Origin of the sequence: Paenibacillus apiarius (assembly GCF_017052585.1) — a bacterium.
Taxonomy (GTDB): domain Bacteria; phylum Bacillota; class Bacilli; order Paenibacillales; family Paenibacillaceae; genus Paenibacillus_B; species Paenibacillus_B apiarius.
Genome location: NZ_JAFFHZ010000001.1, coordinates 5,020,415 through 5,046,093, shown reverse-complemented (window position 1 = coordinate 5,046,093; position 25,679 = coordinate 5,020,415). Strand labels below are relative to the sequence as shown.

At 46.6% G+C, this 25,679-nt stretch carries 9 protein-coding genes and 1 pseudogene; 2 read left to right on the top strand and 8 right to left on the bottom strand.

What is annotated here, in order from left to right:
• Positions 1-51 precede the first annotated feature (51 nt).
• The 5 genes from JSQ80_RS22440 to JSQ80_RS22420 form a co-directional block, all read right to left on the bottom strand.
• Positions 52-11,541, bottom strand: a complete 11,490-nt coding sequence (locus tag JSQ80_RS22440) for a non-ribosomal peptide synthetase (RefSeq protein ID WP_206096745.1) — start codon at positions 11,539-11,541, stop codon at positions 52-54.
• A gap of 39 nt (positions 11,542-11,580) precedes the next feature.
• Positions 11,581-14,814, bottom strand: coding sequence for a non-ribosomal peptide synthetase (locus JSQ80_RS22435; RefSeq protein WP_272491198.1), 3,234 nt, complete (start codon positions 14,812-14,814; stop codon positions 11,581-11,583).
• Between the two features lie 42 nt (positions 14,815-14,856).
• The gene (locus tag JSQ80_RS22430; protein ID WP_240463764.1) at positions 14,857-18,093 is read right to left on the bottom strand and encodes an amino acid adenylation domain-containing protein; all 3,237 of its coding nucleotides are present in this window, start codon (positions 18,091-18,093) and stop codon (positions 14,857-14,859) included.
• Positions 18,086-19,138 (bottom strand): SagB/ThcOx family dehydrogenase, encoded by a 1,053-nt coding sequence (locus JSQ80_RS22425; RefSeq protein WP_206096743.1) that lies wholly within the window; start codon positions 19,136-19,138, stop codon positions 18,086-18,088. Before JSQ80_RS22425 ends, JSQ80_RS22430 begins: the two co-directional genes overlap by 8 nt.
• Positions 19,139-19,548: 410 nt before the next feature.
• Positions 19,549-20,079 carry a PadR family transcriptional regulator gene (locus JSQ80_RS22420; protein ID WP_206096742.1) on the bottom strand — a complete coding sequence of 177 codons (531 nt, stop codon included), beginning with the start codon at positions 20,077-20,079 and terminating at the stop codon, positions 19,549-19,551.
• Positions 20,080-20,451: 372 nt separating this feature from the next.
• Between JSQ80_RS22420 and JSQ80_RS22415 the strand changes: the two genes are divergently transcribed.
• Positions 20,452-21,654, top strand: coding sequence for an MFS transporter (locus tag JSQ80_RS22415; protein WP_206096741.1), 1,203 nt, complete (start codon positions 20,452-20,454; stop codon positions 21,652-21,654).
• A 103-nt stretch (positions 21,655-21,757) separates the two neighbouring features.
• Here JSQ80_RS22415 and JSQ80_RS22410 read toward each other — a convergent pair.
• The 3 genes and pseudogenes from JSQ80_RS22410 to JSQ80_RS22405 all read right to left on the bottom strand — a co-directional run.
• Positions 21,758-22,444 (bottom strand): annotated as a pseudogene (locus JSQ80_RS22410) (family 43 glycosylhydrolase); the annotation flags it as partial.
• A gap of 12 nt (positions 22,445-22,456) precedes the next feature.
• Complete coding sequence (locus tag JSQ80_RS29225; RefSeq protein WP_240463762.1) at positions 22,457-22,699, bottom strand: glycoside hydrolase family protein; 243 nt, start codon at positions 22,697-22,699, stop codon at positions 22,457-22,459.
• Between the two features lie 30 nt (positions 22,700-22,729).
• Complete coding sequence (locus JSQ80_RS22405; protein WP_240463761.1) at positions 22,730-24,739, bottom strand: glycoside hydrolase family 2 protein; 2,010 nt, start codon at positions 24,737-24,739, stop codon at positions 22,730-22,732.
• 234 nt (positions 24,740-24,973) lie between these two features.
• On the opposite strand from JSQ80_RS22405, the gene JSQ80_RS22395 reads away from it, so the two are divergent.
• Positions 24,974-25,675, top strand: coding sequence for a WD40/YVTN/BNR-like repeat-containing protein (locus JSQ80_RS22395; protein ID WP_206096740.1), 702 nt, complete (start codon positions 24,974-24,976; stop codon positions 25,673-25,675).
• The last annotated feature ends 4 nt before the right edge of the window (positions 25,676-25,679 follow it).

The window sequence follows — 25,679 nt, the reverse complement described above, 5'->3', positions numbered from 1 at the left end:
CGAGAACCCTTGTTTTTTTCAAGACGAGGGTTTCTCTTTGTTTTCATCCAGCTACAGGAGTAAAGCATTGTCGTTCAGTATCTTTTGAATAAGAACGGCATTTTCTTCAACAAAACCATGGTCCAGCATCTTTTCGTGATCGCCATAGCCGGCGTAGGATGCAAACCTGGCCGTAGTACAATGTTTCCACCTATGAATATCCCCGTGCACATGCTTGCTTTTGCTCGAAGGCGACTTAATCACGCTGATGTTGGCTGCAATTCGGCCAGAATTAATCAACTCATCCAAATACACATAGTAGCTTTGAATTTTATGTCCGATATGATTCCGGAAATACTCGCCTTCACTTTGCAGCTGAGGATATTGTTCCAGCATATAATCTACCGTTTCATACGCATATCGGCGGCTTTCCTCTTCATTAGACCGTTCCTGGCCGGCTTCTTGGATAAAGAAGGAGTCCATCAGAATCAGATCCGCAACCCTGTCGCCTTGTTTCTCCAGCTCCTTCGTCAACTCGAACGCGAGGTTGCCCCCGGCTGAGATCCCCAGAAATGTGTATGGTCCCCGCGGTTGAATCTCTTTGATCAACTGGATGTACGCCTGAATTCTGTTGTCAGATTCAATAAAATTGAAGCTATAGAATGCATAGTTGTCTATAATCTCCGATAGACGCTGGTACACCACACCTAATGCTACAATTGGCGGGAAGCAGAAGATGTTTTTGTCCGAATGATGGATAGGGCTTAACCGTATTCTCTCATTAGAGAAATCAGCCGTTGCGCTATCCTTGTCCGAAATGGCTTGAACCGTTTGTCTAATGGTTGGGGTCAGAAATATTTGCTGGATAGAAATTTTCACGTTGTGCTCTGTGGTTTTGGCAACAAATTTAATGATGCTTGTTGAGTCAACCCCAAGATCAAACAGATTATCGGTGACACCAATTTTTTCGACGTCCAGAATTTCATGCCAAACATCAACAAACATCTGCTCTAACCCAGGATTAGGAGCCGCGTACTCTGTGAATGGGATGACACTTTCATCCGGATCAGGCAGAGCTTTTCGGTTTACCTTGCCGTTAGGTGTCAGAGGCACTTTATCAATTCGCATATAATAGGAGGGGATCATATAGCTTGGCAAAACCTTAGCGAGCTCCTTTTTGAGGCTTTCCGTGTTAATCGGCTGATCGGTTGCCAGATAAGCACAAAGGAACTTCTTATTTTTACTGTCCTTTTTGTCGACAACGACTGCTTCCTTAATCCCTTCCTGATGAAGCAACTGGTGCTCAATTTCTCCAAGCTCCACCCGGTATCCGCTAATCTTCACTTGCTGATCTTTCCGTCCCGTGAATTCAATGTAACCCCCACTATGCAGAACACCACAGTCTCCCGTTCGGTATAGCCTGCCGTATTCGGGATGCACGATAAATGCCTTCTGAGTCTTTGCCTTATCATTGAGATACTCCTTGGCAAGACCTGCGCCTCCAATATACAATTCTCCTTCTACGCCAATTGGGCAAAGCTTGAGCTCATAATTCAATACATACAACTTCTGATTAGCCAACGGCATTCCGTACGGTACAGATGCCATCTCGCGTTCCAGTTCCTGTTCATGAATCGGATAGTAGACAGACCAAATAGATGCTTCCGTTGCACCGCCCAAACTGATAACATTCGCGTTCATGAAATAGTTGCTTATTCTATTCGGCAGTTTCAACGGTATCCAGTCTCCGCTTAGCAATACCAGCCGCAGAGTACTGTTCTTCACTCTAATCGTCGTGTCATTCGTCTGCATATGCGCAGCGGACCAATAATACAGATGTTCTTCTTCAACATGCTCGCCAAGAATATGGTCCAGCAGCAAATCCATAATCGCAGGCACCGAGTTCCAAATGGTGATTCCTTTGTCCTCCACGATCTTGCCGATAGCGGCAAGATCCCGCTGATCCTTAATCATCACGAGCGCCGCGCCGGAACTAAGGGCACCGAAAATATCATACACCGATAAATCAAAGCACATAGATGATAAATTCAGAATCCGGTCTCCCTTGCCCACTGCGAATTTATTATTCATGTCCCGGATCGTATTGGCAGCGGCTCCGTGGGTAATCACAACACCCTTAGGTCTGCCTGTGCTCCCAGAGGTATAGATGACATATGCTACGTCCTCCGGATGATCATCCGTGTTACTATTTTCAGTTGAGCAGAATTCCACTTTTTCCTTCACATACAGATCAGTGTCAGCCAGAAGCTTGCTGTTGCTGTTGTCGAGCATGTAGGCTCTTCTATCTTCCGGGTATTCCGGATCTATCGGCACATAAGCCGCTCCGGCTTTTAATATTCCCATGATATTAACGATGGTTTCAATGTGCCTGTAAGCCAGCACGCCAACACAATCATGTCGGCCTATTCCCTGTTCGTTCAAGAAATGCGCAATTTGATTAGAGCGTTTATTCAGCTCACCATAGGTTATTTGACCTTCCTCACTTATTACGGCTATTTCATTCGACATACGCTTAGCTTGTTCTGCAAACAGTGTATGGAGTGTCGTAACCCGGATATCCTCATCTGTGTCATTGTACTCTCCGGCCAGCGCCCTGTCTTCATCTCTGCCGCTCATCACATAGGCAGACTCAGTGCCTAACACCTGATCAAGCATGGTGAAGTATTCGGTGAACATTACTTCGATTACGCCAGGATCAAATAATTCCTTAACATAGTCCCAAGTGATGGTTAAGCCCCCGTCTGCCTCTAGCACTTGATAATCTATAATTACTTGAGAGGTCTGGGAAAGAGCCATCTTGACTTCCCCCATCTGGTGCTGTTCTTCCTGCGAATCCGCATTCGCATCCAGCAGCATACTGGTAAATACGATCGGCATAATCGCCTTGTTGCCGCTCAAATTGTTATAGCGGGCAATGTCCCGTATGAACTTAACTCCGTCATAGTGTCTATGCTCAAGAGCTTCCATCATCACATCCTGAACCGTTTCCGCATTCCCCCAGAACGATGCCTCCGGCGATATCTGAATATCAAGCAGCATAACCGATGTGAAATCGCCAATCAGGCTATATACATCCTCATGGAACGGAAACCGGTTGAAAACGGTGCAGTTGAGCGCGATTCGCTCCTGATTGCTCCAATAAGATAAGACCTTGGCAAATGCGGTGCATAGCACCGCCGAAGGAGTGACATTATATTCTCTTGCTTTCTTTTTCAGCTTCTTATATACGTCCTCGTTCAGATGATTCGTTTTTCTGTAAAAATGGGGCTTTATTATATTCTCAGGCTTCGTTGCATAAAGAAGAGCCGGAGCTTCCGGAAAATCTTCCAGTTTGTTCAACCAATACTGCTTATCCTTGGCATAACTCTCCGAATTCTGAAAATCGGTGTATGACATCATATAGTCGCGAAATGTGACAGGGAGTTCCGGCAGCAGCCGATCAGGTTGATTATAATAGCTCATCACTTCTTTATGAATAAGCTGAAAGCTGGCTCCGTCTGTTATCAGCATGTCATAACCGATGAATAAATAATGCAGTCCTTCAGACAGCTTATATGCCTTATATTCAAACAATGGCCATTGATCCGACGGGAATACATAATGCGACATTCGTTCCCGCTCTCTGGCAATGCATTGTTCTTGTGCCATCGCGTCCAAGTGAGAAATATCTGCAATCTCAATCCTATAGTTCGGAACATGCTCCAGAACTCTTTGTTGCCCGGTTGGCAGCACGATCGTCCGGAGCATGGAATGGCGGTCAATTACTTTCAGCAAAGCCTCATTAAACCGGCCCATGTCCAAATGCGTCTCTAGCTCCAGATAAGCATGGGTGGAAACGCCGCCCAGCTCAAAATGGTCCTCTCTTCCTATCAGATAGGCCATCTGGACATCCGTGAGAGGGAACGGTTCATACATGCGGGCAGGATCCGGCACTAGCTCCGGATATTTGACCGTTTGCGCTTGGCTGCCTGCCGCTATCCGTTCTCCCAGTCTAGCGATCGTGTTATTTTGCAGGAAATCCCGCAGACTAACATCGCTCCCCAGCTCCTTGCCGATCCGCGTGCGGATCTGCACCATCTGAATCGAGTTGCCTCCCAATTCAAAGAAATTATCGTGTATGCCGACTCTCTCAACTCCCAGCGCCTCCTCCCAGATTCCCGCAAGCTTGGTTTCCGTCTCGTTGCGCGGCGCTTCATACAAGGAGCGGCCGCCAGCCTCCGCATCTGGTTCAGGAAGTGATTTCCGGTCCACCTTTCCATTTGCGGTCAGCGGCAGCTCCGGCAGCTCGATAAAATAAGCAGGCACCATGTATTCCGGCAGCTCACGCAGCAAGTAGATGCGCAGCTCCTCTGCCGTCAATTCTTCATCGCCGCTTACATAATAGGCGCACAGGGCGGTTTTTCCCCTTGGGTCACGGCAGTCCACAACGACGGCGCTGCCCACAAAGTCATGTTCAACCAGTCTTCGTTCAATCTCGCCCAGCTCGACCCTGTAGCCGCGTATCTTGACCTGCTGGTCCTTGCGCCCAAGGAATTCAATGTAGCCCGCCCGGTGCAATATGCCATAATCACCGGTCCGGTAAATTCTGCCCAGTTCCGGGTGCATAATGAAGGCGCTCCGCGTCTTCTCCCCGTCATTCAAATACCCTTCGGCCAGACCGATGCCGCCAATGTACAGCTCTCCCTGCACGCCCACCGGACAATGCTTCAATTCATAGTTCAACACATAGATCTGTTGATTTGCCAGCGGCATCCCATACGGTATCGAGGACATCCCTTCCGCCAACTCCCCGATTGGATAGTAGATGGACCAGATGGACGCTTCCGTTGCCCCGCCCAAGCTGATGATTTGCGCATGGGGGAAGTGACGTCTGACTTTGCCGGCCAGATGCAACGGAATCCAATCGCCGCTCAGCAATACCGCCTTCATCTTGCAGTGGATCGAATCCTTCCCGATGTTATCCGCCAGCATTTCCATGATGGCCGGTACGGAGTTCCATATCGTTATTCCTTCTTTCTCAACGGTCGCCCACAGGCCGGCTACTTCCCGCTGATCCTGCACCATCACCAAGGCAGCCCCGGCTCCGAGGGCGCCGAAAATATCATACACCGACAAATCAAAGCACATGGAGGATAAGCCGATGATTCGATCCGTTTCGTCCACGGCGTGCTTGTTGTTGATGTCCTGAATCGTATTCGCGGCCGCTCCATGGGAAATGACGACCCCCTTCGGCCTTCCTGTACTGCCCGAAGTATAGACCACATACGCCACGTCCTGCGGCTGATGAATATCCTCCGGATCTGCTGTCGGACAGCTTGCGGTATGCCAGGATTCATACCAACCCGGATCCATGACCATCTTGCAGCTGCTGTTCTCTGCCATGTAGCTTATCCGGTCTTCGGGGTACTCCGGATCAATCGGCACATAGGCCGCTCCCGCTTTTAATATCCCGAGGATGTTGACGATAGTCCCGACTTGGCGCTCTGCCCGCACTCCGACAAAGTCATTTCTGCCTACGCCTTGTTCCTGTAGGTAATGAGCGATCTGATTGGAACGCTCGTTCAATTCGCGATAGGTCATGCTGGCATCGCCGCAAATGACCGCGATTCCGTCCGGCACCCGCTTCACTTGCTTGGCGAACATGCCGTGCAGGGTCGTATACGCAATCTCCTCGTCCGTCTGATTGAAGGCTTCGATCAACGCTTCATCTGACTCTGCAATTTGCGGGTCAATCGGTTTCCCTGCAGTTAGGATGGCGTCTACAACGACAGTAAACTGCGCAAACATCTCCTGCACAACTTCAGCATCGAACAATTGATCGACATAGTCCCAGAACAGCCACAGCTCATCGGACAAAATAGTCGCTTGAAAATCGATATATACCTGAGAAGTTTGGGAGATTCCTGTTTTTAAATTGCCTAATTGCTCAAAGCCGGGTTCGGCATTCGCAGGATTATCGTTAAGCACGGCGGTAAATACAATAGGCATGATGGCTTTGCCGTAATCCACCCCCTTGTGCCTGGCAATATCCCTGATGAATTCAACTCCTTCATAATGTCTGTGCTCCAATGCGTCCAGCAGCCCTCTTTGCACCTCCTTGGCCTGATCCCAGAATGAGTGGCTTGCATGCAAGCTGACACCCAACAGCAGGTTCGATGTAAAATCACCAATGATCTTATCCGTGTCTTTATGAAACGGGTAACGATTATACACGGTTAAGTTGATGGCTAATTCCGGCTGGTTGCTCCAAAGGGACAAGATTCGCGCATAAATGGTTAAAAACAAAGTGGCTGGCGTTACCCCATGTTGGAAGGAAATGCTTTTAAGTTGCTTCCAGTCTTCCATCGAATACGTTTTTTCTACACGTTTGAATTGGGGTTGAGCCACTTCCGCCGCCAGCTTTTTAACCGGAAGCTGAGGTGCTGAAGGAAAGTGTTCCAGCTGCTGTTGCCAGTACTCTTTGTCAGCCTCATAGGTATTCGAGGTCTTAAGCTGCTTGTACGCCAGAACATAATCCCGGAATGTAAACTCCAGTTCAGGCAACTCTGCATCAGGATTTTCATAATATTTCATTAAATCCTGCCCCATAATGTCCATGCTGGCGGCATCAGCAATAAGCAAGTCACGGCTTATACAAAGGAGATATTGGTCATCTTCCGTCTGATAAGCGGTAAATTCAAACAACGGCCATTGATTCGTCTGGAAAACATGGTGAGACATTCGTCTGCGCCCGGCTTCAATGCATTCCTCCCGCAATTTTTCTCCTAAATGGCGGATATCCGTAATTTCGATTGTATAATCCGGCACATCGTCAAGAACATGCTGTTCTCCGTTAGGCAGAAAGATAGCCCGCAACATGGGATGGCGACGAATGACTTTATTCAAACTATCATTAAAGCGGCGCATGTCTATGGCCGTTTCCACTTCGGTATAAGCGTGTGTGGATACACCGCCGATGTCAAACTCTTTATTTCTTCCTAACCAATATGCCATTTGAATATCCGTAAGGGGGAAAGGTTCATTTCTACGTTCCGGATCGGAGAGCGCAGGCGGATACACCGATTGGGGTATTTCTTGCTGTTGCTCCTTATCAATTGACGCCTCCCCTGCCGGGATCTCTCGGACACAATGCTCAATGATGCGCAATAAATTCCGTTTGAAATCCCGTGACAGCTTAACTATGGTTTCTTCATGCAATTCAAGGCCGTTATATAGGAACGAGAGCTGCAGTTCGCCATTGATCACGACGCCTGTAATATCTATTGCATGCGCCCTCTCGGCCTCCGGGCTCAACATTTGACCGCTTGACAGGTTTGAGAAGGAGAATAGGTCATGAACCGGATCAAATTGACCCAAATAGTTAAAAGTAATCTCTGGATTCAACTCGCTCTTCAGACACTCTTTGTTGTTCTGCGCAGTCAAATATTGAATGACCCCATACCCGATACCCTTGTTCGGAATGGCTCGCAATGTCTTTTTGACCGCCATAATCTGTCGCCCCATATCGTCTGTTAGAGGCAGGCTAAGCATGACCGGATATAGCGATGTAAACCAGCCTACGGTTCGGTTTACGTCCAGATCCTTGAAGATCCCCTCGCGCCCGTGGCCTTCCACACCAATCAGAATCCGCCCGCTACCAAGCCACTGCGTTAATGCCGTTCCAAGCGCCGTCAATAGAATGTCATTGATTTCAGTGTTATAAGCCCGATTGGTTTGGCGCAACAGTCTTTCCGTCGCGCATGCCGGAAGTTTCAACTTAACATTCTGAGCATCTTTCACTCGGTTGGAAGCAGCGGCCTTCTCCTTGGGAAGCCTGCGCCACTGGCTCTCACCAAGCTTGCTCCAATATTCGTGCTCTTGGAGCAGGTCTTCGCTGTTCGCATATTCCTTCAAGCATTCTGCCCATTTCTTGTAGGAAGAGGTTTTCCTTGGCAGCTTGACCATTTCACCAGAAACAACCTGCTCATAGGCCATTGCCAGATCTTCAAGCAAGATGCGCCATGACACACCATCAATCACCAAATGATGGATGGCGAGCAGCACATGGTCCCCACCCCGCGTTTGAAACAAACCTGCCTTTACTAACGGTCCGGAAGCCAAATCCATTCCTGTCTGAATGGTTTGCGCGGCCGCTTCAATTTTAGCCTCAATATTTGTATCATTGATGAAATCAAATACATCAAGTTCAAACAGATCGGGTATCCAGCCTCTGTTCGTTTGAATGACTCGGCCGTTCTGAATCGAGTACACCATTCGGAGCGCGTCATGATGTTCCAGCATTTTGTCGATTGCTTGTCTAAGCGCCTGAACATCAAATCTCTTCTTATTAACCAACATCACAGACTGATTCCAGTGATGGATATCTGTCAATTGATGCTCAAAAAACCATCGTTGTATTGGAGTAAGCGGAGTTTCACCTTCTACGAGCCCCTGAAATGCTTTCGTATTGAAAACGTTCTTGGCACAATTGGATAATCGTTTAATGGAAGGATGGTTAAACAGATCTTTAATCTCGATATGAATGCTATGCTTTTTAAGGTGTGATGACACTTGAATGGCCTTGATGGAGTCCCCGCCTAGTTGAAAGAAATTATCGTTGATTCCTATATGTTGAACTCCCAAGATGTTCTGCCATACGAACGCCATGTTGGCCTCAATCTCATTCCGCGGCGCTTCGTATACGATTGCTTCGAGAGTTGTTCTATCCGGCTCAGGCAGTGCTTTCCTATCCACCTTGCCGTTAGGCGTTACAGGCATTTTCTCGATTGGAATGAAGAATGCCGGTATCATATAATCAGGCAGCTCTTTTGATAAATGCTCCTTCATTGCCTGTATGGCGAGCGGTTCCTCGGTAACTACGTAGGCGCATAAATATTTGGCGCCCGATTCGTCTGCTCTATCGATGACAACTGCTTCTTTTACGCCAGCCTTCTTCAACAATTGGTTCTCTATCTCGCCAAGCTCAATCCGGAACCCTCTGATCATTACCTGCTGGTCTATTCTTCCAATGAACTCCATATTGCCGTCCGGAAGCCATCTTGCCAAATCTCCCGTTCTGTACATTCTTTCTCCAGGAACAAACGGGTTTTTTACAAACTTCTCCCTCGTAAGTTCTTCATGGTTGAGATATCCTTTGGACAAGCTTTCTCCGCTTATGCATAATTCTCCGGCGACGCCTATGGGTTGAAGCTGATTATGCTTCAAAATATAAACCTGCGTATTGCTTATGGGTTTGCCAATCGGAATGTTAACGCTTTCCTCCATAACCGTATAGCATGTGGTTACTACCGTATTTTCCGAGGGACCGTAGTTATTGATAATCTCATAAGTTTGCTTCGTGAACTGCTTCAGCTTGTCTCCTCCTGTTAGCAGCAATCGCAAGGAATGATTCTCAAGTTTGATGAATTGCTCGCAAAATGGAGTGGGCAAAAAGCTGATTGTAATTCCTTTGTCTTCAAAAAAATGATTGACCTTCTCCACATCATATTTAAGCTCTTCATCTATAATATAGAGGGAAGCCCCGCACGCGAGATAAGGGAATACCTCCCACACAGAAGCGTCAAAACCAAATCCCGCATATTTCGTTGCCCGATCGGAGGCCGTGACTTCGAATCTGTCGATGTGCCACCTGCATAAATTCAACAAAGCCTTGTGTTCGATCATGACCCCTTTGGGCTGTCCGGTCGAACCTGAAGTATAGACCACATACGCCAGATTGTCCGGGTGATTCCTAATGCGTTCTCCGCTCCCTGCTTTCATCCCCTCCATGGAAACCGGCTGGATATCAAGGATGTCCATGACGATGCCACCAAAATCAATTCGATCGGACATTTCTTTTTGACAGATGAATATGGAGGCTCCACTGTCTTTGAGCAGATACTCGATCCTTTGATCAGGGTAATTCATATCGATAGGCAAAAAAGCTGCTCCTGACTTACACACACCCAATATTGCGGCTATCATGCCAATCGACGGGCTCAGGGACAGGGCGACAATCTCACCGCGCTTTACACCCCATTGTATGAGCCTCTCCGAGATCTTTTCCGCTACATGATCCAGTTCTTGATAAGTAACCTTTTTATCTTGATATACAACCGCTGTCTGGTTAGGGGTTTTCCTGACTTGTTCGGCAATCAGCTCATGAACGGGTTGGAAAGGATGGTTCCTGGCGAGCCTTTCATTGCATGCATGCAGCAATTGATTCTTCTCTTCCGGAGCAATGAGCTCCAGCCGATCAATTTCAGCAGTCGGGTTGTCAATAACAGCTCGCACCAATTGCTGAATGTGACCGGCAACGGTCTCCATGTCATTTCTCTTGTAGGCCAGAGCATTGAACTTTATAGACACCGAGAGTTCATCGGATGGAATGACAACTAAATTGAAGTCAAAGTTGGTTTGATCGGAAAGTTCAAAATCATAAATTCGAATACCTGAAAGGTCTTCTTCCCCAAGTAAATCAATATCTAAAGGAACGTTCTCGAACCCAACGATATGATTGATGAACTGCCTGCCCCATTGGGAATCCGCTTGGATGGCCGATAGCGGATAATGGCTGTGCTCCTCGGACTCCAGCATAGAACAGTGCAATTCCTTGACAAGTTCATCGAACTTCATTCCATGACGCAAGGTTACCCGCACAGGATTGGTATTAATAAAGAGGCCAACCATCTTTTCAATTCCCGCAACATCCGCATTTCGGCCCGACACAACCGTGCCGAATACAACGTCGTCGGAATAATTATAACGCTGGAGCACAATGCCCCAGATGGCGTGAACCAGCGTACTCAAGGTAACTCTGTTATCCCTTGCAATGTGCGTTAATCTTTCCGTATCGGCTTTAGGAATCATAAACTGCACTTTGTCCAACACATAACCTTGCTGAACAGAATGTCTTGTCCACGGCAAATTTGTTTGCTGCTCGATTCCTTCGATATACTTTCTCCAATAGAGTCCCGCTTGTTCTTTGTCTTTAGCTTCCAACCATTTGATGTACGCGCTGAATGGCGGAACCTCATCCAATACGAGAGGCCGGTTTCTTTCCAATCCTTGATAGATTGTAAAGAATTGCTTCACCACGGTGCTCAAACACCAGCCGTCAATAATGATATGATGAAAGCTAAAAATAAATTCATACGCCCTCTCCCCCAGCCTAAATACAGCCAAACGCAGCAGAGACTCCTTGGTCAGGTCAAAGCCTTTATTCCTATCCTGTTCTGTAAACGCATTCAATAGTTCTGTTTGCTCTTCTTTGCGATAATGGGCAATGTCTCTATAATAGATTTCATTATTTCTCTCTTCCAGAACAACTTGAATAGGCTGTTTCGCTTTGTCGTAGTTAAAAACCGTACGAAACACTTCATGTCTTTGAATCAATTGCCGCAAGCTTTGACTTAGCAAATGGCTCTCCAGTATCCCCTCGGCCTTAAAAGAGAGCTGGATAAAGAACGTGTTATTATTATTCTCAGCCAACGAATGGTACAACATGCCTTCTTGCATTGGTGTTAACGGATATACTTTTTTAATGAATGGTTTCGTGCTCATGTGTATCTTCACCCTCCGATTTGTTCCTGAATAGTGTATCTACCCCTGATCTATGGAAGCTCTTAGATCCTCCTCCAAGTCTGAAAGCTCATCGATGGATATCCCTGAATAATCCGAATCACTCAGCTCATTTTCCTTATTTGGGTTCAACAAGCGAATGCGCCGTTTCAACTCTTTGATCGTGGGGTTTTTCAGTAAATCGGTCACGCTCAAGTTCAGTTGATGATCTCGGAGCCGGGCGCAAATCTGAATGGCTTTGATGGAGTCTCCTCCAAGTTCATAGTAATTATCAAATATCCCAATATTTCCGATGCCGAGTACGTCCTGCCACACTTCCGCCAGTTGCTCTTCCAGTTCGCCATGTGGGGGTTCGAACCCATTGCCGTGATCCGCGTTCCAATCCGGTAATGGGAGCCGCTTTTTCTCCACCTTGCCGTTCGAGTTTAAAGGCCAGGCTTCCATCCGCACAAAATAAGATGGAATCATGTAGTACGGTAAACTTTCAGATAATCTCTCCCTGAGCTCTGCACTGCTTATGTTTCGATGAGCCACGTAATAGGCGCACAATGTTTTCCCGCCGCTTGGATCCTGGCAATCTACTACAACCGCTTCTTTAACAGCCTCATGACTTAGCAGCCTGTACTCGATCTCCCCCAGTTCAATCCGGAATCCCCTCAGCTTCACTTGATGATCCGCCCTGCCCACAAATTCAATGGTTCCATCCTCTAGCCATCTGGCCAGGTCACCGGTTCTATACATTCGCTCTTCCGGATTAAATGGATGCGCAGCAAACTTCTCTTGCGTAAGAACTTCATTATTTAAGTAGCCTCTTGCTAATCCGTCCCCCGCTATGCATAATTCGCCAATCACTCCGACAGGCTGCAAATGGTTCTCTTTGCTTAAGATTAAAATTTCGGTATTGGAAAGAGGCACGCCAATGGGAACCGTCCCTAAGGATTCGTCTATTGCATTGACTTCATGATAGGCTGCATATACGGTACTTTCGGTGGGCCCGTACATATGCAAGATTTTGCCCTTCCCCATATACTCGAACGCTTTTTTTACATGCAGCAGGGAAACGCGTTCTCCGCCGAAAAGCACCTTGCGAACCTTCGCAAGGCTCTTCATATCCACATCAACGAGTGTATTAAAAAGGGCTGTCGTAGTGAAGAACACGGATACTTCTTCATCCGCTATGATCTGAAGCAGCATATTCATCTCAAGAAGCGCTTCCTGGCGAACCAGCACCAGTGCAGCCCCGTTCAGCAGGGGACCGAATATATCAAAAGCAGATCCGTCAAAAGAAAAGCTGGATAATTGCAAGAGCGTATCTTCCGGATTGATTGTAATATAATTGGTATCTTTGACAACCCTGATAATATTATTCTGTTGCGTTAAAATTCCCTTTGGCCTTCCCGTTGAACCGGAGGTATACATCACATAACCCAAATGATGGGGGGCGCATGTGCGCACTGGATTTACGAGCATATCCGGCTTCGTCTCCCGCAACGCATCTTCAATCACGCAATATTCGATTTCTTCCTTGCCTTCGGTGTGCTGCAATACTTCCTTCAACTTCGGCAAAGCGGAACGTTGGACCAAAACTATAGGAACTTTGGAGTCATCCAGTATCATGCGAAGCCGATGAACGGGATTGTCAGGATCCATGGGGACATAAGCGCCATTGGATTTCAGTATCCCTATAATGCCGATCACCATCTCCATAGATCTTTCCGCCATTAAGCCTACAAGGCAATCCGGCTCTGCTCCCTTTCCCTGAAGAAGATGGGCAAGCTGGTTCGCCTTCCTATTCAATTTTTCATATGTTAGGGTCTGGCCTGCAAAAATCAGTGCCGTATGTTTCGGGGTCTCACAGACTTGTTTTTCAAACAAATCGGCAATCGTTTGATCTTTAGTGTGGTTTGTTTTCGTCATATTTGATCGTAACAGGCCTTGTATTTCCGCAGAGGATGTCAAGGAAATCTTACGAACCGGTATGGATATATCGTCTCTGACGCAATTGGCAACATTGACAATATGAGTTGATATTCGTTTGATTTCTTTTTCGTGGATAACGTTGGAATTGTATATGAATGTTACTGTCAACTCATCATTTTTCAGAGCAGCCGTAATACTGACATCATAGTTCGTATGCTCAATCACCTTCTGTTCCCCAACCTGTAATCCTAGTCCAGTTGAGATCTGTTCCCACTGCTGCTCAACCGGATGATGGTCAAATACAAGGATATGATCGAATATTTGCGATCCTCCAACTGCTTCTCTTTGAATACGGGATAAAGGAAAGTAAGCGAATTCATAAGATTTCACCGTCTGTTCGTGCATTTGACGCATAAGTGACTGGAAGGACTGGTTCGCTTGAGTCTGCACCCGGACAGGCAGAGTATTGATAAATAAACCTATCATTTGCTCCATTCCCCGTATCGCAGCGGGTCTTGCTGTTACAACGGAACCAAATACAACATCGGTCTGATCGTTATATTTCTGTAAAATCAATCCCCATATCGCTTGAAATATCGCGTTCAATGTAACCTGATTTTGTTTGGCTATCCATGCCAGCTGTCCGGTCGCCTCTCTGCCGAATGAAAAGCTGTACTCCATGGGTGTATAGGGTAAGGATGTTTCCTTCTTTTTCAACCATGGCAATCTGGCTGATTGTTCGCAACGATCCAGGCAGGTTTTCCAATAGCGGCCCGCCGCTTCTTTGTCCTGATTCTCCAGCCATTTGATATATTGGCTATACGGTGCGGGGGGAGGCAATTCAACAGCAATCCTCTCCTTTAAAGAAGCATACATATGGAATAACTCGTTGAATACCAGATCCGAACACCACCCATCCATCAGGATGTGATGAAAACTAAGCACAATGACCCATTCACTGCCGGCAGTCTGCAGCAGAGCCAGCCGAATAAGGGGATCTGTTGTCAGATGAAATCCCGCCTCCCTGTCCTTCTGAAGAAATTGGCCTATACGTTCATGCTTCATTTCATCGTTTGAATCGTCCAATTTTTCGATGACAATGCTGGCAGGCCTTTCAATTAGCACAATTTGAAGCGGTTGCTTTAAGTTGTCATACAAAAAAGTGGTTCTAAACACGTCATGCCGCTGAACAAGCCTTTCAAAGCTTTCAATCATCAATGCAGCATCCAGTTCTCCATAAACGGGGGTCACGATCTGTACAAAGTAAGCGCTTGAATTTCCGTCTTCGAGTGAATGAAATAGCATCCCTTCCTGCGTTGGGGAAAGAATATACATATCTTCTACAAGTTCCTTTTGAAACGTCATCATCTTCACCCTTTATTTGATTTTTAACTTGTTGAATGACTGCTCTAACAGTGCATACACCTTATCGATTTCCTTCATATCCAAGTGCGTGCAGCTGAAGTCGCTGGGAGTTCGCTCTGACATCTTTTTTTGCTCGCAATGTTCAATTATATTCAGCAGCTGCTGCCTGTACTGGCTGGCTAAATGGTCCATACTTTCCCGAGAGTACTGATGTTCGTTATAAGAGATGGTGAAATAAAGCTGGCCATTTTGTATATAGCCCGTAAAGATGAGGGGAAAATAAATTTCATTCTCTTGCCCGATATTTCCCTCGCCGTCAGCTCCTAACGAGGCGCCATTGCTGTACGGTGACGGGGCGAATCCCCTGGAACTCATCTCATCGTCCAACTGCCCCAGATAATTAAAGCAAATCTCCGGATCCAGCGAAAAAGAGAGGTCTGAAAGATGCTCTGGAGGGGTTAAGTACTTCAACATTTCGTATCCGATCCCCTTATTCGGAATTTTTCGAAGATCTTCTTTAATCACTTTGATTTGATGAGATACATCGTCCGTATGGGACATGTCTAACAGTACAGGATATTGCGAGGTGAACCACCCGACCGTTCTGGAAATGTGAAGTCCTTTGATCATATCGTGGCGGCCATGAGACTCTAAATTCAATAACACCTGATGTTGCCCTGTCCAATTGTGAATGGACAGACCGAGCGCAGTCAGAAGAATGTCGTTCATATCCGTGCGGTAAGCCCAGTGAACATCCTTAAGCAGCTTCTGTGTTTGTTTTTTGGTTAATTCCACTTTTGCAATACGTTTGTTTTTCTGTGTATGCGCGTTAGCTGGTTTGTCTTTGGGCAAGCGAGTCAATAGCGTTTTACGCTCGATTTCCTTCCAGTATGGAATCTCCTTTAGGAATTCGCGGGAAGCCGAATATTCGATAAGGCTGGCTGTCCAAGTCTGATAAGAGTCCGTTTTGTTGGGGAGAACCACCGCTTCCCCGCGGATAGCCTGATCGTACGCTCGGGACAGATCTTCCAACAAAATACGGAATGAAACGCCATCTGCAACCAGATGATGTATCGCCAGAAATAGATGGTCGCCTTCCGTCGTTTGAAACAGGCCCGCTTGCACTAGCGGTCCTTGGGATAAACGGATTCGGCTTTGCAATCGCCCGGCCTCTTGATGAATATATGTCCCCGCTTCAACTTGGCGGGGAACCTCGAACACAGTAAAACCTAATACGCCCTCTTCCATGCCCCGGTTTATTTGCATCGGTAAAGCATAATCAAATTTATACACCATCCGTAACGCATCATGGTGTTCTATCAATTTCGCAAGAATCATCTGTATAATGTCTTTGTTGTATCCCTCGGGATTGTACAACAGGATGGACTGGTTCCAATGATGCATAGACGAGAATCGTTGCTCAAAGAACCAATGTTGAATGGGGGACAAAAGCACTTCGCCTTGTACGATGCCTTGGCAGCATTCTTTTGCGATAGGCTCTACAACAGGCGCGACGGCACTGATTGTCGGATTCATCATCAGAACTTGGATGTCCATCTTTAATTTGCGCTCGTATAGTTTCGCAGCCATCTGAATAGCCTTTATAGAATCTCCGCCCAGCAGGTAAAAATTATCGTGAATTCCTATCGCGTCTATCCCTAAAACCTCTTGCCAGATTTCAACTAGCATCATCTCCAATTGATTGCGGGGGGCTGTATACTCGGGTGCGGCGGTTTGATTATATTCGGGCAAGAGCAGTTGTTCATGATCTACTTTCCCATTTATCGTTAACGGCATTTTCTCTATACAATAAAATTGATTAGGGACCATATAACGGGGCAAGTCTTTTTCGAGATAGAACCGCAGCGAAGAGATAGAGATTTCCTTATTGGCAACGTAATAAGCGGACAAAGAGGGATCACCGTGCCTATCCTTTTGCACAATTACTGCAGCCTCTGTGATCGGATTGAATTTTTGGAGAACCGCTTCAATCTCACCCAGCTCTATGCGGTGGCCTCTTATTTTGACTTGTTGGTCCATTCTGCCGTGGTACTCCACATTCCCGTCAGGCAACCACTTCGCATAATCCCCAGTGCAATACATCTTTTCGCCGGGAACAAAGGGATTATCAATAAACTTTTCAGCGGTCAGCTCAGGCCGGTTCAAATATCCTCTTGCTAATCCAATGCCGCCAATACATAGTTCTCCTAATTCGCCTGATGCCGCTGGCTGTTTGTTTTCGTCCAAAATATACACCTGTGTGTTGCGAATGGGCTTGCCAATAGAGATGTGATTCCCGCTGCACCATTGCGGGGGCGCCATCCAGGCGGTGGCACATATGCTTGCTTCCGTAGGTCCATAAGCATTTACGTAAGCAACCGTCTTGTTCCAATTGTTCACAAAATCCCTTGGTGGTGAGGAACCTGCCGTAATCAACAACCTTAGATCGGGGAGCGTAGCGGGATCCAAATGTATAGCGTAGGAAGGAGGCAGAGTCATGACTGTAATCGAGTGTGCCGCGAGATAGTCTTGAAAGTCTCGCAAATTGGAAAGAAGCTCCTTGGATAACACATATAACGCAGCACCATTGAGCAATGCCATGAACATTTCCCAAACCGAAGCATCGAATGAAATGCTGGCAAAAAGACCCATTCTGTCCTGTGGCGTAATTCCAAAAGCTTCTTCCCAAAATACTTTCAGGTTTGCTATTCCCTTGTGCTCAAGCAAAACTCCCTTGGGTTGACCGGTAGTCCCGGATGTATAAATGAGGTAAGCCAGATCTGTTCCTTGAACCTTGATGCACGGATTTACTTTAGGAAGGTTCCAGATGTTAGCTTCATCCAGCAGGAGGTGCTCCCCTTGGAACCGGATATTCCGCCCGATTTCCTTCGTGGTGATTATCGTCTTTGCTTGGCTATCGGATAACATATAGTGAATTCTATTGGTTGGGTATTCGATATCTATGGTTAGAAAACAGCCTCCGGCTTTGAGCACAGCCAGTATACTGACTATCATTTCCAAGGATCTTTCGAGCATAATCGCAACAATCGTATTGGCAGAAGCCTTTTTTGCCGCAAGTACTGAGGCCAACTGGTTGGCCCTCTCATTTAATTGACGATAGGTCAGATGCTTGTCATTACATACAACCGCGATTTGATCCGGACACCGGTTCACTTGCTGTTCAAAACAGTGATGGATCGCAAGTCCTTCTAACATCTCCTTTGTTATGGAATATCCTTGATTATTCAAAATGCACCTTCCCTTCGGTTTTTCCCCTTTCCTTCATTTCTGGCTTTAAGCCGACCTCAACCGAATGAATCAGCACGTGCGCCGGGGTTAACTTGAAGTATTTTTCAATCTTTCTGAAATTCATCTCCCCAATCGAGCACAGGCCCAGATGGTTCAGTTCTGCGACCTGAGTCAGGAGTTGAACCATAATACCTGCATCAATACCCGCAAAATAATATCCCATCCCCCCATATTTAGGCATAGTTACACTCGCATCGTAAATCATGAAGACAGACATCGCTGACGACTTAAAAATCTCTTTATTCGCAAAATAGTGCGCTTCATCCGTAATGACGCATGTATTGCTCACCAATTGCAATGCATTGCTGATCGGATTGTAGTAATACAAGCCTGCCCTTACCTTCTCAACCCGGTGATCCTTGACGTATACGAATAAATCGATCGGGTAGAGGCCTCCGGCCGTCGCATAATGATAGCTAATACAGTTGTTTTTCGTGTTTTGCTTAAAAGCAGAAAGCAATAGCGAGAATGCTTCGAACGGTATTTTCGTGTTCTCATCGAACTTCCTGTAGGATTTCCGCCTGCTAATCTCCTCCGGAAGTTCACCGTCAATTAGTTCCAACGAATAATCGGCAACGTTCTGATAGCTTCTGGACAATTGCTTCTTTTTGAATGCTTCGTATTTCTCGGGATGAATAAAGGTCTCTTCATCATAGGGATTAGGCAATATTTTGCTTTGGGAATAATACAACTCCTGCGGCGTGAGCAGTTTGTCAACCAAAATTTTGTTTTTGATCAGGTCTTTAATGAATGCAGTTAACTTGTCCGGATTCACATCTGGAAAGCGATTGATTACATCCGTTATCTTAACTCCTTGTTGCGTTATAAAATAAAAAGCAGGGAAGAGGTCCGTGACGGTATCAGAATAAGTCAGCCTCTCGATCCGAATCTGTCCTTCTTTCATTTCCCAGCCAACGGAAGGCGACCAAAAATACAATTCGTCATGGAATGTTTTCTCAAAACGCTTGATTGCTTGTTGTTGCATCAATCTCAGCTCCTTGGCGCTTCTTTTTTAGCCTCCCTATGAATTATGCCCCTCACTTCCGAACTAGGTTATATATTGCTTAGACATAGAAATTTGTCACCCCTCCTTTTTAAATTTTGAATAAAAAATGTTTAGTATTTTATGTTTACTATATATACTAGTTAATATTACCATTTGTTGTTTTTCTGTCAATATTCTTTCGTCAAGATTATGAACTTAATGATCTGCGATTCGTTAAACAGCAAAGAACGTGAAACCGGAATTATGATCGCTCACAGCGACCAAGGATACCAGCCCACGTTCTGATCCATGCCCCACCCATTTGAAAATTCATATTCGTCCCCAAAAGTCAAACAAGCTGGCGCCTGTCGAATGCAGGTGCCAGCTTGGAGCCAAGGTTTTTTTTCTATTCAGCTACGCAAATCCTGTTTTAATTCCTCCAAAAATTTCAATTGCAATTCACACTGATCGTAAATATTCTTGAAAATGAAGAGCACATTCTTCGGTATTTCGGAATATTCCTCTTTTACTTTTTGTCCTGCCTTCATTTCATCGTATATATTTTGAATTTCCTGCTGCTGAACGCTCAAGGCGTTAATGATATCTTCTTTAGGGGCTTCATCCATGAAAGTAAGCACCGTATATAAAGCGGTAGGAAAGACAACGGAAGCCTTCTTAAAGGAACTAATCAGCATCCTATCAAACTCTAACTTTCCTTTTGAAGTAATCGTATAAATGGCTTTCGAGCGATTTCCCGTCTTCTCTAATGTTTGTAATCTGACCAATTCCTCTTTATCAAGCTTCCTCAAAGCATGGTAGATCGATCCCGGTTGCACATAAGCCCATTTATCTGTCTTGGCCGATTGCATCTTTTGTTGAATCTCATAGCCAGACATCGGCCCATATTTTAATAAAAGCCCAAGCACCATAACAATCGTCATTATCTTCGCTCCGCCCAGTATTAAAATAAATAGTTTTTAAATTATAGCACTCCTATAATAGTATATCTGAAATCGTCGTATGTAAAGTCAATTTCCAGTACGGGCTTATATATTGTTTTCGTCTTAATTTGTTTTATTTCCCCTTTACACAGGCTGACCTTGTTGTTATAATTCAAACACAATCAATACTAAATGTTTAGTATACATCGTTTAGTATGTAACATCTATCATGTGTGATGAGCGCTTCTGCAATATCGAGCATGAAAAAAATTTGACCAGCAAGGAGGGAATATCGGAAAAAGGATACAGGGTTAACCTTTATGGTTCAGACTCACGCAAGAAGTGATCATAAGTGAAATAAAGGAGGCTCGTATGAACACGATTATTAAATCAAAACAAAAATCCGCTCTTCTCGTTGTCTGGTTAGCCATTTTTCTTGATATGCTGATTTATGGTCTCGTGGTGCCCATTCTTCCTAAATATGCAACTTCTCTTGGCGCCTCCCAGACAGAAATCGGATTACTTTTCGGAAGTTATGCGGTTGTTTTATTTATCGCCACCCCTATTTTCGGCGCTCTGTCAGACCGAATCGGACGACGCGGCCCCATGCTTTGGGGATTGCTGGGCTTGGCAGCAGCCACGCTTATGTTCGCCTTTGCCGAAGATTTCTGGATGCTCGTAACAGCCAGAGGCTTGCAGGGACTGGCAGCAGCCGTAACATGGACTTCTGGGTTGGCGCTTCTTGCCGATTTATACCCTTCTCAAGAGCGGGGAAAAGCTATGGGTCTGGCATTATCGGGGCAGGCGGCTGGAATCCTTCTCGGACCATCGGTAGGCGGGTGGTTATACCAACTCGGAGGCTATATGCTTCCTTTCTTGTGTGCAGCAGCCCTTGCCATTATCGATGGGATCCTTCGTCTCGTGTTGCTGCGCGATCTGCCGGAGAACAGGTCTAGCAATTTCCTATCGCCATTTGGTTTGCTTCGTAATCGGAGCATTCTGCTGATCAGTGGCGTCGTCATTATCGGCGCGGCCATACCTAGCGTCTTGGAGCCTACTCTTCCCTTGCATCTGCAAGAGAAATTCAACGCTGAGCCGGGTTACATTGGATTACTCTTTGCCATTCCTACGTTAGCCTATGGTCTGGCGACCCCTATGATAGGAAAGCTATCCAGCAATATTGGGTATAAGAAAGCCCTGCTGGCAGGACTTGTCATGGTCTCCATTAGCCTGCCGCTGGCGGCTCTGCCGGACTCCATGTGGATGCAAGGGGCTTCCCTGGCCCTGCTCGGAGTCAGCATGGGAATGGTGCTTGCGCCTTGCCTTCCCGAGCTTGCCGACATCTCAGAAAAAAGCGGGCTTGCTTCCTACGGCATCACCTTTGCCATCTACAATACAGCCTATTCCATCGGTATGATGTTGGGGCCGATTTCAAGCAGTATCTTAACGGATTCGATCGGACTGAAGCTTTCATACCTCTCTTTGGGATGCGTTACGCTGCTGTATATGTTGATTGTGCTCCTAACTTCCCGCAGATCTGCAGCAAAAGCAGATCCTAGCTCAATCCAACACTAGCCGATCCATCGCAATAATGATTGACGAAGAATGCTTCTTGCAAAATTAGTCAGACCGATCCACCACGCTTTGCCTTAAGGAAGGTGGATCGGTTACCATTTTTTTATTTTACTAGCTTCAATCCGTTCTCGAGCTCCGTGACCTTCACGAACAATGCTCTTTCGTTGCCGTGCGGCGTATCCGGGTAGTGCGTGCAGATCCATAGCTGGTTCGTAAAATCGCGGAACAGACTGGAGTGGCCTGCATTGCGATCCATCAACAGCTGCTTGTCATGGGTCCACGGACCTTCCACCATTCCGGTAGCGGAACGCGCAATCGCGACCGTATATCCGCCGAAGCCTTCATCCCCATAATCCGCAACCGAGTAGCTTGACCACAGCATAATTAAGTCGCCATTGCGGGCGTTATACATAAATGGCGCATCCGTCAAATAACCTTGCTTCTCAATGCGCGGATCTCCGAACAAACGAATCCATTCCATATCGGCCGCGTTCAGGATCGTCACCGCCTCTCCATAAGAAGACTTTAAGTCTTTCGAGAGGCGAATAGCCTTAATTTTACCTTCATGGAGTTCTGTCCATTCGTGGCAAAATACAATCCAGCGCTGTCCCTCGCCGTCCTCATAGTAAGTTCCGTCCAGGCATTCCCAATCACTTGGCGTAACAGGGCCGTCACTGTGCGGTTGATACGGTCCGGCAGGATGATCGGCCACGAGTATGCCGGTTCCCCGATGCTCGCCGATACCGCCTTTACATGTCGCGAACATATAATATTTCCCATCCACCGCGAATACTTCAGGAGCCTAGTAATGCCGCACTCCCCAGAATCCTTTCGGCGGTTGAAACGCAACATAAGGACCTGTCCACTGCAGCAAATCGCCGCTTTCATAGACTTCAAAAACAGGATCGACATTTCCGCATCCATCGGCAAACGTGGTGCCGAACAAATAATATTTACGCTCTTTCTCGCAAGGAAATACAAATGGATCGCGCACGTGAATTTGGTCTGCCGTCACTGTTTTTATCGTTCGAAATCCCTTTTGCATGGTCTTGAGCAGCTCCTTCTCGTCCGGCTGTTATTGTTCGACAATCTCTTGATTCCACATGTCATGAATTTTCTTGATTTCGTTCAGATCGCACTTCGGCTTCCGATCATAGGTTAATAAACCGTTGATCTCCTGCTCCACGTCCGTAAGCTGCGTATAGCAAAATCCATGGATGACGCGGGAAGCGTAGACGGCCTCCACCACTCTGCGGTATTCTCGCACAAAGTCCTGTTCATTGTTCACTGACGTATAGCCCCAACCCTCGTCGGCGCCAATGTTGTAGGCAATTCCCCCGAACTCCGTCAATAGGATCGGTTCTCCTTGATGGGCAAAGCCGTTGGCATAGATTCGGGGCTTGGCCGACTGGGAATGCAAAATCTGTTCTTTGGACGCAAGGGATTGTTTATAGTACTCGTATTTCTCTGTTTCCTCCTGCCCCCCATGCGAATAATTATGAATCGCGCAAATATCGGATTTCGTCAGCTCCCAACCGTCATTCGAAATGACGAGCCGTGTCGTATCCAAAGAATGGAGCAAATGATACATGGCCAAGCTGTGCTGCTGCTGTTGTCCGGAACTCCGGACCATCGGAATTCCCCAGCTTTCATTTAGCGGCACCCACGCAATTATGGAAGGATGGTTATAGTCCCTTTCCACAATTTCAATCCATTCTCTAGTCAATCTGGCCACGGCATGTTCGTTGAAGGATGGCGCTGCCGCACATTCTCCCCATACGATAAACCCTAATACGTCCGCCCAATACAAGAAGCGCGGGTCCTCCACCTTTTGATGCTTGCGGCAGCCGTTAAAGCCCATTCGTTTGGCCAATTCGATATCTCTCTTCAAATCTTCGTCGCTCGGTGCCGTTAATAATCCCTGCGGCCAATAACCTTGATCGAGGACCAGCCTTTGGTAATAAGGCTTATTGTTTAAATAGACCATGCCGTTTTCGGTATGAACTTTTCTCATTCCAAAGTAAGACTGCACGTGATCCAGAACATCCTCGCCCTGTATCAATTCGAAGGTAACGTCGAACAAGTTCGGCGTTTCCGGCGTCCATGTCCAGCCGCTATGATGATAGGGCGTTCTAAAAATATGATGATTGAATATATCAATCGCTCTCTTCGTATATGCAGATTGCAGCTGGATGCGATCCGCAGCGATCAGCTCGCCTTTAAAAGATATATGGATATCTAGTATTTTCCCCTTAAAATCGCCTGCCACTTCAAATTCGAGCGTGACATCTCCCCGATCGACGTTCGGATGGTACTTTACTGTCTCGATCCGCGTCGAATGGACCGCTTCAATCCATACGGTCTGCCAAATTCCGGTGGTACGCGTATACCAAATCGAATCCGGTTGCTCCAACCAGTATTGTTTGCCGCGGGGTATCGTTTCGTCGGTGGATGGATCTTCGACCCGGACCGTAACTTGTTCCGATTCCCAGGTTAATTCATTGGTAATATCGAATTGAAAAGGTGCGTTCCCGCCGTCGTTCTGGGCATCTGGCTTTACGCCGATACGAACGGTAATATAAGGCGTGTCGTCCGCTTCCAGATCATTTATGCGAACCTCCGAAATTTTCCTGCCGTCGATAAACGATCCGTCTCCGTTCGTACGCCAGGTTTTGAGAAGTCCGTACTGCGTATTTTCGCTGCCCCACCAATATGGAGTAAGCAGCCCGCGTTCTCCGCCGAAATCGCCGGGACTTGTCCAGGTCCCCAACTCCTTTCCGTTGATCCATAGAGTTATATCTGAAGGCCAATCCAAGTTATGGAGCGGCGCTTCCGAACAGACTTCCATCGTCAATTCCAATCGTTGAATCGTCGTGCCTCGCGGCGCTCGATTCGGAAACCGGTATTCCAAATATCCTTTTTTAAACCAAATCAGTTGGGCATCGATACGTTCCGGTTCAAAAAACGACCTCGGCTCGTCCATTTCGCCGATAATCGATTTTTCGCTTAACATCCCGCATGTCGGCTGCACATTGGAATCCACATAATCTTGCATTTCATCGAAAATGGAGCTATCGCCGGGCATGAATAGGTTGAGCCTTGATGGAGACAGGGGATTGAGATGAGGGGCTTAAACACATGGAGGCCGGTTTGCAAGGGCTTGGACGTCTTGATTTGGAAGAACAGCGTTCTTGCGATCATTGATTCTTGGGAAAGTTTTTTGAGAATTCCTTTTTGTTTAAGGTTCGTTAAAGGTATGGTGTTTATAATTCAATTCGTAAGGTAGCTGCCTACAAAAAATCAAACATGGAGGTATCATATGATTAACGTAATGAACACAGCAAAAAAGAAAGCGGGCGCAGCCATCCTGTGCGGCGCACTTGCACTTACATTAGGAACAGGAACAACCACCTTTGCAGCCGAAGGAGCCACCGATTCTCTGCTAGTAAAACATGAAAATGGAGTCAGAACCTTCTCTACGGACGGAGGACAGACTTGGAGCGAGAATGCTCCTGCAAATATGCCAGCATTCAACATGGGCAACCGGAACATCAAAATCAAAAATAAATTCGCTTCCGAAGAAGGAATAAAGAGCAAGGTTATGGTCAAGTTGGAAAACGGCGTGAAGCTGTTCTCTACGGATGATGGCCAGACCTGGAGCGAGACAGCGCCTGAAGGGATGCCGGCATTCAACATGGGTGAACAAGGAAACATCAAGTTCAAAATGAAAGGCGACTTGGAAGATGGAATCAAAACCAAGGTGATGGTCAAGTCGGAAAACGGCAAGAAGCTGTACTCTACGGATGACGGCCAGACCTGGAGCGAGACAGCGCCTGAAGGGATGCCGGCATTCAACATGGGTGAACAAGGAAACATCAAGTTCAAAATGAAAGGCGACTTGGAAGATGGAATCAAAACCAAGGTAATGGTTAAGGTGGAGAACGGCAAGAAGCTGTTCTCTACGGACGATGGACAGACTTGGAGTGAACAAGCCCCTGAAGGCATGACTGTAATAAAATAACATC